This window comes from Streptomyces sp. NPDC058231, assembly GCF_042882275.1.
Lineage (GTDB): Bacteria > Actinomycetota > Actinomycetes > Streptomycetales > Streptomycetaceae > Streptomyces.
The window spans coordinates 39,518-51,475 of the sequence record NZ_JBHVWN010000006.1 but is presented as its reverse complement, the minus strand read 5'-3'; the positions used below and the strand labels follow the sequence as shown (position 1 = coordinate 51,475).

The window sequence follows — 11,958 nt, the reverse complement described above, 5'->3', positions numbered from 1 at the left end:
GTGTGCCCACAAGCGCTCTCTTGAACATGTTCAAGAGAGCCTCCTGGGGGAGGGGGACTGCACGGATGCGCAGTGGGGCGAAGGTCGCCGTGGTCGGTGGGGTGTTCGTGCTGGTGATCGGCGGCGTGGGGTACGGGGCGTACAACGTGCTCGACGGGATCGGCGGCGGGGGCGGTACGGACAGCCGCTCCGCCTCCGCCGAGGTGCGGACGGGGCCGCCGAGCAAGGCCGAGATCAGCGAGACGTCCAAGAAGTTCCTCACGGCCTGGGCGGACGGCCGGGCGTCCGACGCGTCACAGCTCACCGACAACCCGGTCGACGCCGAACCGGCCATCAGCGGATACAGCGCGCAGGCCCACGTCACGAAGGCTGTGATCACTCCCGGTCCGGCGACCGGCTCGAAGGTCCCGTTCACCGTGAAGGCGACGGTGTCGTTCGAGGGGAAGTCCAAGCCCTGGTCCTACTCGTCCGAGCTGACCGTGGTGCGCGGCCTGACCACCGGCAGGGCGCTCGTCGACTGGAAGCCGTCCGTGATCCACCCGGACCTGGAGGACGGGGAATCGCTGAAGACCGGCGAGGCCTCGACCCCGTCCATCGAGGCGCTCGACCACAACGGCCGGGTGCTGACGAAGGAGAAGTACCCGTCGCTCGGGCCGGTCCTGGACGTGCTGCGTGAGAAGTACGGGGAGAAGGCCGGCGGCACCGCGGGCATAGAGACCTGGATCGAGTCCGGGAACGCGGACGCCCCGGACCGGACGCTGCTGACCCTGGCCAAGGGGAAGCCGGGCACGCTGCAGACCACGCTGGACGCGAACGCCCAGGCGGCGGCCGAGAAGGCGGTCAAGCGGTTCAGCCAGGCGGCGGTGGTCGCCGTCCGGCCCTCCACCGGCGCGATCCGCGCGGTCGCCAACAACCCCGCGACCGGATTCAACACGGCCATGCTCGGCAAGCAGGCGCCCGGTTCGACGATGAAGATCGTGACCGCGGCGATGCTGATCGAGAAGGGGGTCACCGCCGCCAACCGTCCGGTCGAGTGCCCGAAGGAGGTGTTGTGGCAGGGCCGCACCTTCCACAACCTGAACTACTTCTCGCTCCCGGACACCGACACGCTCACCACCAGCTTCGCCCAGTCGTGCAACACCGCCTTCATCAAGCTCATCGACGAGACGCACGACGACGCCGCGCTCGCCAAGGAGGCACGGGACGTCTTCGGGATCGGCCTCGACTGGCACACCGGCATCACGTCGTTCGACGGGAGCGTGCCCGAGGAGACCGGCGGCGAGGCGGCCGCCCAGTACATCGGCCAGGGCACCGTCCAGATGAACGCACTCAACATGGCGTCGATCACCGCCACCGCACGGAACGGCACCTTCCGGCAGCCGGTACTCGTCCCGCAGTCCCTCGACGGCCGGCAGCTCGCCACCGCGTCCCGCTCGCTGCCGCCCGGCGTCACCCAGCAGCTGACCGCCATGATGCGGGCCACGGCCTCCTGGGGCACCGGCAGGACGGCGATGGCCTCGGTCGGCGGCGACAAGGGTGCGAAGACCGGTTCGGCGGAAGTGGACGGACAGGCCACGTCCAACAGCTGGTTCACCGGCTTCAGCAACGACCTCGCCGCCGCGGCGGTCGTCGACGCGGGCGGCCACGGCGGCGACGCCGCCGGCCCGGTGGTGGCGGCGGTACTGCGCGCGGGCTCCTGAACGGCCTCACCGGACGAGCGGTGGCCGACGGCGGACTCCGGCCGGGAGTGCTGGCGTAATTACGCCGGCACTCCCGGCCGCTTTGTCGTCTCTGGCGAACAATATTCTGCTGTTGTGACGCGATCATGGCTCCTAGACTGGCTGTCGGCCGCCGAATGCCACGGTTCGCCGGGGGGGAATATGTCTGTCGTGCCGGATATCGACGACACGGAACTAAGTATCCTGTTCATGCTGCACGAAGGTGCCAACGACGCAACCATTGCGCGCCGTCTCGGCGTAGGGCATCGCACCGTGCAACGCCGGGTGCACGATTTAGTGCAACGCTGGGAAGTCACCGGCCGGTTCGCACTCGGGGCCCACGCGCAGGAAGTCGGCCTGCTGAAGAATCCGCCTCAAGCCACGACGAAGCAGACAACTCGCATCTGACGCAATCACGCCACTTCTTTTGATTCGGCCGAGAAAGCGGATGCCCGGCGCTAGCCTAAAGCGGATTCGATCCCGGCACGAATGAATGGATTTATAATGCGCAGATCGCTCATCGCAGTCGCCTCCCTCATCGTGGGAATAGCCGGAATGGGCCTGGCGACGGCACCCGCGGCCGGTGCGGCCGGGTACGGCTGCGGAGGCTCGCTCATCGACCAGTACAACATCAAGGACTCCGCGGGCAGCACCTGGGGAACCATCAATCTGTACTACTCCACCGCGAACGGCGGCACGAACTGCGCGGTCAACGTGACCAAGAAGTACGTGGGAACGCCCCACCACATGGAGGTCCACCTCTTCCAGGGGTCCAGGGTGAAGAACGACAGCGGCACCTACTCCCAGTACGCCGGTCCGGTCTCCCTGACCGGAACCGACGGGGACTGCATCAGCGTTTCCGGAGAGGTCGACGACCCGGCCGGAAACTCCGTCGCCGCCGGCTGGTCCGACGTCCACTGCGGCTGACGGTCGCGGGCGGTGGTCGTCCGGCGCTTCCCGGTGGACGGCCACCGACGTCGGCCCGCACTCCGTAAACCCTGTCGCATGCCCTGCGCACCGGCCACTAGCGTGCAGGGCATGAGCGCACCCGAAACCACCTCCGCCGTCTCCTCCTCCGCCGCCCACCCCCGCTTCGCGGAGGCACTGCGCGAGCTGGGACTCGACGTGGAGATCCGCCGTTTCCCGGACGCCACCCGTACCGCCGCCGAGGCCGCCGCCGCCATCGGCTGCGAGCTCAGCGCGATCGTCAAGTCGCTGATCTTCGAGGCGGACGGGACTCCGGTCCTGGTCCTGATGGACGGCGCGTCCCGCGTCGACGTCGAGCTCGTACGGCGTGAGCTGGGCGCGGCGAAGGTCAGGCGCGCCGGGGCCGATCTGGTCCGGGAGGCCACCGGGTACGCGATCGGCGGGGTGCCGCCCTTCGGGCACCGCACGAGGACCCGGGTGCTGGCCGACCGCGGACTGCTCGACCACGCCGTGGTGTGGGCCGCCGCGGGCACCCCGCACACGGTCTTCCCGCTCGACCCCGAAGCAGTCATCAGGCATGCCGGCGGCACCGTGGTGGACGTGCGCGAGCAGTCGAAGTGACGCCGCTGGTCGCCCTCGCGGTCCTGATCGCGGCCGTCACGCACGCCGGCTGGAACGCCCTCGCACACGCCGTCAAGGACCAGCTGCTCTCGTTCACCCTGATCTCCGGGGGCGGGGTGCTCATCGGCGCGGTCATCGCCTGCCTCGTACCGCTCCCGGCCGCGGCGGCGTGGCCGTACCTGGCCGTGTCGGCGATCCTGCACGTCGCCTACATGGCGCTGCTGATGCGGTCGTTCACCCTCGGCGACTTCGGCCAGATGTACCCGATCGCGCGCGGCACCGCACCGCTGGTGGTGACGGTCCTCGCGGCGGTCTTCGTCGGCGAACGGCCCGACCGCTGGGCGACGGCCGGGGTCGCGGTCGCCTGCGCCGGGCTCGTCGGCGTCGCCCTGTGGGGCATCCGCGGCTCACGGGGCCGCCCGCAGTGGCCGGCGATCACCGCCGCGCTGGCGACGGGGCTGGCGATCGCCGGGTACACGACCGTCGACGGCGCGGGGGTCCGGGCCTCCGGCACCCCGCTCGGCTACATCGCCTGGCTGATGATCCTGCAGGGACTCGTCGTCCCCGCGTACACGCTCCACCGCCGTCGCGGACGACTGGTGTCCCAGTTGCGGCCGTTCGCGGCACGGGGGCTGCTCGGCGCGCTGATGTCGGTGACCGCGTACGGGCTGGTCCTGTGGGCACAGACGAGGGCCCCGCTGGCCCCGATCGCCGCTCTGCGCGAGTCGTCGATCATTGTGGGTGCGGCGATCGGGACGGTGTTCTTCAAGGAGCGGTTCGGTGCGCCGAGGATGGCCGCGGCCGGACTGATGGTCGTCGGGATCGGCCTGATGCTGCACACGAGTTGAGCCGGCCGTCCACGGCAGGCACCGCCGGGCAGCACCTGCCGTGGACGGTCGCGGCGACGGGGATCGGCTGCCGGTGTTCGTGCGGGCGGTGCGGCCGCCCGGCGGGGTGGCGCCTCAGCCCTGTGCGACCGCCTCCCGGAAGCCCGTGTTGACGGCGAGCAGGCCGCCGTCCACCCGCAGGGTCGTCCCGGTGATCCAGGACGCGTCACTCGAGGCGAGGAAGGCGACCGCCGCCGCGATGTCGTCCGGTTCGCCCACCCTCCCCAGCGGGTAGAGCGGGCTCACCCGGTCCAGCTCCGCTTCGCGCCCCTCCCAGGCATCCGTACGGATGGTGCCGGGGGTGATCAGGTTGACGCGGACCCCACGCGGTCCGGCGTGGCCCGCGAGCGTCCGGGTCAGGCTGCCCAGGCCCGCCTTGGCGGCACTGTAGGCGTGGTTGCCGAAGTCCTGCTCGCCGTTGACCGAGCCGATGTTGACGATCGCACCTCTGCCCGACGCCACCAGATGCGGGAGTGCCGCGCGAGAACAGCGGTACGGGCCGGTGAGTGTGGCGTCCAGATCGCGCTGCCAGGTCTCGTCGGTCTCGTCCTCGAAGAGCGGTACGTCGGGCGTGCAGGAGTAGGCGTTGTTGACCAGCACGTCGAGCGAGCCGAACACCTCGACCGTGCGGGCGACCGCCGCCTCGACCGCCGCCCGGTCACCCACGTCGCAGGCCAGTGCCTCGGCGGTGGCGCCCGACTTCCGTATCGCCGCCGCGGCGCGTTCGGCGCGGCCGCCGTCCAGATCGGTCACCAGGACCCGCGCGCCCTCGGCGGCCAGCCGGCGCGCCGTGGCGGCGCCGATGCCCTGCCCCGCGCCCGTGATGAGAACGCCGTATCCGTCGAACCTGGAACCACCGGTAGAAGTCATGGCGCCGACCGTACTGCCCTGATCAGGGCCTGGGCCCGGGGATCGGCGGTGACTCCCTTCTGCAGACCGTTCGTCACATAGCCGAGTGCGATGCCCGATTCGGGGTCGGCGAAGCCGAGCGAGCCGCCGCGTCCGGGGTGACCGAAGGAGCCGGGGGCGAGGAGCGGGGCGGCCGGGCCGTGCAGCATGTAGCCGAGGCCGAAGCGGGTGTTCACGACCAGCACCCGGTCCGGTCCGGCGGACTCCTCGGTGCGGGCCAGGGTGAGGGTGGCCGGGGCGAACAGCCGGTGCCCGTCGACCGGTCCGATCATCGCGGCGTAGGCGCGGGCCAGTGCGCGGGCGGTCGCGATGCCGTTGGAGGCGGGGAGTTCGGCCGCCCGGTAGCCGGCGTCGTTCTCGTCGGGGAGCGGGTCTATGGCCCCGAACGCGTGCCTGGTCAGCGACTCGGGGTCACGGTAGGCGTCCACGACCGACCTCTTGGGGCGCATCCGCAGCGATCCGCCGTTGCCATCGAGGACGGGCGGCTCGACGGGTCCGATCCGGCCCGCCCGGTGAGCCTCGTCCGCCGGGAGCCCGAACCAGAAGTCGAGTCCGAGCGGGCGGGCGATCTCCTCGGCGACCCAGCGGCCCACGGTCCGTCCGGTGGCCCGGCGCACCAGTTCGCCGAGGAGCCAGCTGTACGTCTGCGCGTGGTAGCCGTGTGCGGTGCCGGGCTCCCACTGCGGGCGCTGGGCCGCGACGGCGCGCGGCCCGGAGATCCCGTCGGCGGCCTCCTGCGGTGTCAACGGCACGTCGAGGGCGGGGACTCCGGCGCGGTGGGCGAGGAGGTGGCGTACGAGGACGCGTTCCTTGCCGGCCGCCTTGAACTCCGGCCAGTAGGTGCCGACCGGGGCGTCCAGGTCGACCTGACCGCGCTGGTGCAGCAGCAGCGGTACGGCGGCGGCGATGCCCTTGCCCGCCGAGCGGACGATCTGCACCGTGTCGACCGCCCACGGCTCGATGCCGTCGACGTCTCTCGTGCCGGCCCACAGGTCGACGACCTTGCGCCCGTCCCGGTAGACGGCGACCGCGGCCCCCCGCTCGCCCCGCTGTTCGAAGTTACGGATGAAAGCGTCCCTGACCGGTTCGAATCCGGCCGCCACCGTGCCCCGTACGTCCACGCCTGCTCCTGCACTCCCGCTCATCCCCCCATGGTGCACGGAGTCGCAGGTGAGCTGTACCGCGGGTGACCCCCCGGTACGGCCCTGCCGGGACGCCGGCTCCGCCCGGACGGCACGGGAGCGGGTCTTCCGTTCGGTTCCGGCCTGATCCGAACGGAAGGCCCCCGGGGCGGAGGCCGCCGCGGTGACGAAGGGCGTGCCCCGGCACGCGCACGGCCGTCGCCGTCACGCCCCGACGGTCACCGAGCGCGGGTCGAACCCGAAGGGCAGCTCCAGGCGGTGGGCGCGCATCAGCTCCTCGTCGCAGAGCAGTTCCTGGGTGCGGTCGTCGGCGGCGATGACGCCCTCGCTGAGGATGACGGCGCGCGGGCAGAGCTCCAGGGCGTACGGCAGGTCGTGCGTGACCATCAGCACGGTGACGTCCAGCGACCGCAGGATGTCGGCGAGCTCGCGCCTGGACGCGGGGTCCAGGTTGGAGGACGGCTCGTCCAGGACGAGGATCTCCGGCCGCATCGCGAGGACGGTGGCGACGGCGACGCGGCGGCGCTGGCCGAAGGAGAGGTGGTGCGGGGGCCGGTTCGCGAACTCCGCCATGCCGACCTGTTCGAGGGCTTCGACGACGCGCTTGTCCAGTTCGGCGCCGCGCAGCCCGGAGGCGGCGGGCCCGAAGGCGACGTCCTCGCGGACGGTCGGCATGAAGAGCTGGTCGTCGGGGTCCTGGAAGACGATGCCGACGCGGCGGCGGATCTCGGCCAGGTTGCTCTTCCGCACCGGGAGACCGGCGACGTGGACGCTGCCCGCGCCCGCGTCGAGGATGCCGTTGAGGTGGAGGACGAGCGTGGTCTTGCCCGCGCCGTTCGGGCCGAGCAGGGCGACGCGTTCACCGCGGGCGACGGTCAGGTCGACACCGAAGAGCGCCTGGTGGCCGTCGGGGTAGGCGTAGGCGAGGCCACTGACCTCGAGGGACGGTGCGGTGGTGCTGGACGGGCTCATAGGGTCCATCCCAGCAGACAGACCACGAGGGCGAGCACGGGGAGTGCCGATGCGTAGGCCCACTGCGCGCCGGAAGCCGTCACTTCGTCGATGACCGGCATCGAGCCGGTGTAGCCGCGGCTGACCATGGCGAGGTGGACGCGCTCGCCGCGCTCGTAGGAGCGGATGAAGAGGGCGCCCGCCGTCTTGGCGAGGACGCCCCACTGCCGTATCCCGCGCGCCTCGAAGCCGCGGGAGCGGCGGGCGATCGACATCCGCCGCATCTCGCCGGTGATCACGTCCCCGTACCGGATCATGAACGACGCGATCTGGACCAGCAGCGACGGCAGCCTGAGGCGCTGGAGGCCCAGCAGGAGGGAGCGCAGTTCGGTGGTGGAGGCGAGAAGCACCGAGGCGGCGACGCCGAGGGTGCCCTTGGCCAGCACGTTCCAGGCGCCCCAGAGACCGGGGACGCTGACGGAGATACCGAGGAGCTCGGTCTGCTCGCCCGGCACCACGAACGGCATCAGCACGGCGAACGCCACGAACGGCACCTCGATGAGCAGCCGCTTGAGGAGGAAGCCCGCGGGGATCCGGGCGAGCGCGGTGACCACGCCGATCAGCGCCGCATAGAGGGCGAAGGCCCAGACGGCTTCGCGCGGCGTCGAGACGACGACCACGACGAAGCAGATGACGGCGGCGAGCTTGCAGTGCGGGGGCAGGTCATGGACCGGTGAGTGCCCGTGGCGGTAGAGCTTGTGCGCGTGCCCGGCGCCCATCAGACGGTCTCCTCGACGCGGCGGCCGGCGGGCGCGTCCGGGGTACGGCGGCGGCGGACGGTCCAGAAGACCCCGCTGCCGACCACGATCGTGGCACCGACCCCGATCACCCCGGCGAGACCGCCGGACAGGCGCGCGTCGGAGACGTCCTTGACGCTGTAGTCGGCAAGCGGCGAGTCCTTGGCCGCGTGGTCCTCGGTCTTGCGGTCGATGCCCTTGTCGGCGGCGACCTTCTCCAGGCCGTCCGGGTCGGCGGAGGCGTAGAAGGAGACGAAGCCGGCCAGGACGAGGGCGGTGATCAGGCCGGCGGCCCAGACTCCGCGGGTGGAGCGGGCGGCGACCGGCGCGGCGGACTGCGGGGCGGGGGCGTCGACGAGCTCGCCGCCGACCCGGAGCTTGAGCGGGGTGGTGAGCCCGCGGGCTCCGTGGACCAGGTCGGGACGGACGGCGACGACCGCGGCGACGGTCAGCGCGGTGATGACGGCCTCGCCGATGCCGATCAGGACGTGGACGCCGACCATCGCGGTGAAGACCTTGCCGATCGGGATGGCGGTGGTGCCGCCGATCCAGTAGATCAGCGTGAAGACGCAGGCCGCGGCCGGCACGGAGACCAGTGCGGCGACGAACGACGCGGCGGTCACGGAGCGGCGGGTCCGTGGCAGCACGGCGGTCAGGCCACGGAAGAGCGCGTACGCGACGACCGTGGTCGTGATGCCCATGTCGAGGACGTTGACGCCGAGCGCGGTGAGCCCGCCGTCTGCGAAGAGGATGCCCTGCATGAGCAGGACGACGGATATGCAGAGCACTCCGGTGTACGGGCCGACCAGGATCGCGGCCAGCGCCCCGCCCAGGAGGTGGCCACTGGTGCCGGCGGCGACCGGGAAGTTCAGCATCTGCACGGCGAAGATGAAGGCGGCGACCAGGCCGGCGAGCGGCGCGGTGCGTTCGTCGAGCTCGCGGCGGGCGCCTCGCAGACTGACCGCCACGGCACTCGCGGCGGCGACACCGGCGACGGCGGAGACGGGTGCGTTGATGAATCCGTCGGGTACATGCATGGGTGAGGCTCCGCTTCCTGCATCGCTGCGCGGGGTCGAGAACCTCTCAATGATAGGGCCTTATTGCGAAGGGCTCGCAAGAGCGCATGAGTGACAACTGCCGAGCGCTCCCGGCGCGCCGATCCGCAGAAATATGGGACATTAGATGACAAGAATGACCAAAAGGAGGAGTCGGCCCATGTCCCCCGTGATTCAAGAAGAGGCCGAAGCCCGGCTCGTCACCGAAGCGACCGACACCTTCTCGGTCCCCGTCGACCTGCTGTACGACGGCGCCGCCGACCCGCGCACCGTCCATGTCGCCTTCCCCGGCGGCACCGACTGGGCGTTCGGCCTCGACCTGCTGGAGGGCGGCATGCAGACCCCCACCGAGCGGGGCGCCATCCGGGTCTGGCCGTGCGGGCGCGCACAGCTGATCGTGGAACGGCACTCGGCGGACGGTGTCGAGGTGGTCCAGTTCGACACCGCACCGTTGATCCGCTTCCTGGAGCGCACGCACACCGAGAGCAGGACGTCCGCCACCGCACCGGCCTGACCAGGACATGGACGAGCCCCCGTGCCGCTCGCACGGGGGCTCGTCGTCGCCCCGGCCCCGTCCCCACAGGTAACCGGCGCATTCCGGGGCCGCGCTCCGCTCAGACGCGGGCCCCGGGGCTCGTGACGGTCAGACGCGCGTCAGTTCGCGCTCGCCGCGGGCATCGCCGGGCCCGTCGCCGGCGGACGTGTCGCCGAGCTGCTTGCGCAGCCCCTCGCCCTCCACGTCGACATTGGGCAGCAGCCGGTCCAGCCAGCCCGGCAGCCACCAGGCGCGCTTGCCGAGCAGAGCGAGGACCGCGGGCACGATCGCCATCCGGACGACGAACGCGTCGAAGAAGACGGCGATGGCGAGCGAGAAGCCGATCATCTTGATCATCGACTCGCTGGATCCGATGAACCCGGAGAAGACCGCGATCATGATCACGGCTGCCGCGGTGACGACGCGGGCGCCGTGCCGGAAGCCGGTGACGATCGCCTGCGGGGGCTTCTCCCCGTGGACGTACGCCTCGCGCATCCGGGTGACCAGGAAGACCTCGTAGTCCATGGCGAGGCCGAAGACCACGCCGACCATGAAGATCGGCATCATGGACATGATCGGGCCGGTCTGTTCGACGCCGAAGAGCGAGCCGAGCCAGCCCCACTGGAAGACCGCGACGACCGCGCCCAGGGCCGCGACGACCGAGAGCAGGAAGCCGAGGGCCGCCTTCAGCGGCACCAGCACCGACCGGAAGACCAGCATCAGCAGCAGGAACGCCAGGCCGACGACGAGCGCCAGGTACGGCAGCAGAGCGTCGTTCATCTTCTGCGAGAAGTCGATGTTCATCGCCGTGGCGCCGGTGACCAGGACCTCGGCGCCGGTCTCGGACCTGATGTCCTTACCGGCGTCGCGGATCGCGTGGACCACGTTCTGCGTCTCGGCGGAACTCGGCCGGTCCTTCGGGACGACGGTGATCATCGCGGTGTCGCCGGCCTTGTTGAACTGGGCCGGGCTGACGGCGACGACGTGCCGGATGGCGGAGATCTCGTCGGTGACCTGCTTGACCGCGGTCTTGCCGTCCGAGCTGTTCGCGGTGTCCACGACGACCATCAGCGGCCCGTTGAAGCCGGGGCCGAAGCCGTCCGAGAGCAGGTCGTAGGCGCGGCGCTGGGTGGTGCTGGTGGGCTGGGACCCGTCGTCGGGCAGGCCCATCTCCAGCGACGCGGCCGGCACGGCGACCGTACCGAGACCGATGACCCCGACCAGCAGCACCCAGACCGGCTTACGCAGCACGAACCGCGCCCACCGGGTGCCCATGTTCGCCTTCTGCTCGACCGTGTTCCCCGCCTCGGCCGCCTTGCGCGCCTTGCGTCCCATGACGCGCTTGCCCGCGAAGCCCATCATGGCCGGGACCAGGGTGAGGGCGATCAGAACGGCGATCGCGACCGTGCCGGCCGCGGCGAAGCCCATCTTCGACAGCATCGGGATGTTGACGACGGCGAGGCCGACCAGGGCGATGACGACGGTGAGACCGGCGAAGACGACCGCGGAGCCGGCCGTGCCGACCGCCCGGCCCGCCGCCTCCTCGCGCTCGCGGCCCTCGGCCAGCTCGGCGCGGTAGCGGGAGACGATGAAGAGCGCGTAGTCGATACCGACCGCGAGGCCGATCATCATCGCGAGGGTGGACGTGGTGGAGCCCAGGTCGAGCACGTTCGCCAGCGCCGTGATCGTCGAGACCCCGATGCCGACGCCGATGAGGGCCGTGAGCAGCGGCAGACCCGCCGCGATCAGCGAACCGAAGGTGATGACCAGCACCACCGCGGCCATCGCCACCCCGATGATCTCGGTGGCACCGGTCTCCGGCATCACCTGGAGCGCGTCACCGCCGATCTCCACGGTCATCCCGCTCTTCTGCGCCGCGTGACCCGCGTCCTCCAGGGCGTCCCGGGTCGCATCGGTCAGCTCCATCGAGCTGACCTTGTACGAGACGGAGACGTACGCGGTGGAACCGTCCTTGCTGACGGCGTTGGCCGTGTACGGGTCGGTCACCGAGGCGATCTGGTCCGAGCCGGACTTCAGCTCGTCCGCGACCTTGTGCACCTCGGTCTTGTTGGCCCGGTCCGTCATCTTCTCGCCGTCGGGCGCCTTGAAGACGACCCGTGCGGTCGCGCCGTCGGCGCTCGCGGCGGGGAAGCGCTGTTCCAGCAGGTCGAAGGCCTTCTGCGCCTCCGTACCCGGAATGGAGAAGGAGCTGGATGTCGCGGTGGACGCGGAGGCCGCGCCGAATCCGGCGAGCGCCAGCAGTGCCACCCAGACGAGGGCGACATAGCGGCGGCGCCGGAAGGCGAACCGTCCGAGTTTGTAGAGGAATGTGGCCACGGGGGCGTACTCCCGGTCAGGTCGTGTGAGTGGAAACGGGCGTGCTGAACCAGCCCGACGACGAGAGCGGCGTGTCAGG

Annotated in this window: 12 protein-coding genes; 6 read left to right on the top strand and 6 right to left on the bottom strand. The window is 71.0% G+C overall.

Annotated features, from left to right (window positions below; translation table 11 throughout):
- Positions 1–65: 65 nt before the first annotated feature.
- The 5 genes from ACFVXE_RS06185 to ACFVXE_RS06165 all read left to right on the top strand — a co-directional run bounded on the left by ACFVXE_RS06185 (position 66) and on the right by ACFVXE_RS06165 (position 4,114).
- Entirely contained in the window at positions 66–1,700 is a 1,635-nt protein-coding gene (locus tag ACFVXE_RS06185) for a penicillin-binding transpeptidase domain-containing protein (RefSeq protein WP_389669630.1), read from the top strand.
- 189 nt (positions 1,701–1,889) lie between these two features.
- Positions 1,890–2,126 carry a helix-turn-helix domain-containing protein gene (locus ACFVXE_RS06180; RefSeq protein ID WP_389669629.1) on the top strand — a complete coding sequence of 79 codons (237 nt, stop codon included), beginning with the start codon at positions 1,890–1,892 and terminating at the stop codon, positions 2,124–2,126.
- A 96-nt stretch (positions 2,127–2,222) separates the two neighbouring features.
- Complete coding sequence (locus ACFVXE_RS06175) at positions 2,223–2,645, top strand: hypothetical protein (RefSeq protein WP_389669627.1); 423 nt, start codon at positions 2,223–2,225, stop codon at positions 2,643–2,645.
- A gap of 111 nt (positions 2,646–2,756) precedes the next feature.
- Positions 2,757–3,266: a YbaK/EbsC family protein gene (locus ACFVXE_RS06170; RefSeq protein ID WP_389669625.1), complete on the top strand. Its 510-nt coding sequence runs from the start codon at positions 2,757–2,759 to the stop codon at positions 3,264–3,266.
- Entirely contained in the window at positions 3,263–4,114 is an 852-nt protein-coding gene (locus tag ACFVXE_RS06165) for an EamA family transporter (RefSeq protein WP_389669624.1), read from the top strand. The genes ACFVXE_RS06170 and ACFVXE_RS06165 overlap by 4 nt, the downstream gene beginning before the upstream one ends.
- Positions 4,115–4,228: 114 nt before the next feature.
- Here the strand turns inward: ACFVXE_RS06165 and ACFVXE_RS06160 are convergent, their stop codons facing one another.
- From ACFVXE_RS06160 to ACFVXE_RS06140, 5 genes are all read right to left on the bottom strand, one after another.
- The gene (locus tag ACFVXE_RS06160) at positions 4,229–5,023 is read right to left on the bottom strand and encodes an SDR family NAD(P)-dependent oxidoreductase (protein WP_389669622.1); all 795 of its coding nucleotides are present in this window, start codon (positions 5,021–5,023) and stop codon (positions 4,229–4,231) included.
- Complete coding sequence (locus ACFVXE_RS06155) at positions 5,020–6,183, bottom strand: serine hydrolase domain-containing protein (RefSeq protein WP_389669904.1); 1,164 nt, start codon at positions 6,181–6,183, stop codon at positions 5,020–5,022. The genes ACFVXE_RS06160 and ACFVXE_RS06155 overlap by 4 nt, the downstream gene beginning before the upstream one ends.
- Before the next feature lie 225 nt (positions 6,184–6,408).
- Complete coding sequence (locus ACFVXE_RS06150) at positions 6,409–7,185, bottom strand: energy-coupling factor ABC transporter ATP-binding protein (protein WP_389669620.1); 777 nt, start codon at positions 7,183–7,185, stop codon at positions 6,409–6,411.
- The gene (cbiQ, locus tag ACFVXE_RS06145) at positions 7,173–7,934 is read right to left on the bottom strand and encodes a cobalt ECF transporter T component CbiQ (protein WP_389669618.1); all 762 of its coding nucleotides are present in this window, start codon (positions 7,932–7,934) and stop codon (positions 7,173–7,175) included. Before cbiQ ends, ACFVXE_RS06150 begins: the two co-directional genes overlap by 13 nt.
- On the bottom strand, positions 7,934–8,989 hold the full coding sequence (locus tag ACFVXE_RS06140; protein WP_389669616.1) for an energy-coupling factor ABC transporter permease: 1,056 nt from the start codon (positions 8,987–8,989) through the stop codon (positions 7,934–7,936). The genes cbiQ and ACFVXE_RS06140 overlap by 1 nt, the downstream gene beginning before the upstream one ends.
- Positions 8,990–9,167: 178 nt before the next feature.
- Between ACFVXE_RS06140 and ACFVXE_RS06135 the strand changes: the two genes are divergently transcribed.
- The gene (locus ACFVXE_RS06135) at positions 9,168–9,521 is read left to right on the top strand and encodes an SsgA family sporulation/cell division regulator (RefSeq protein WP_389669614.1); all 354 of its coding nucleotides are present in this window, start codon (positions 9,168–9,170) and stop codon (positions 9,519–9,521) included.
- Positions 9,522–9,650: 129 nt separating this feature from the next.
- On the opposite strand, the gene ACFVXE_RS06130 is transcribed toward ACFVXE_RS06135, so the two are convergent.
- Entirely contained in the window at positions 9,651–11,879 is a 2,229-nt protein-coding gene (locus ACFVXE_RS06130; RefSeq protein WP_389669612.1) for an MMPL family transporter, read from the bottom strand.
- Between the last annotated feature and the right edge of the window lie 79 nt (positions 11,880–11,958).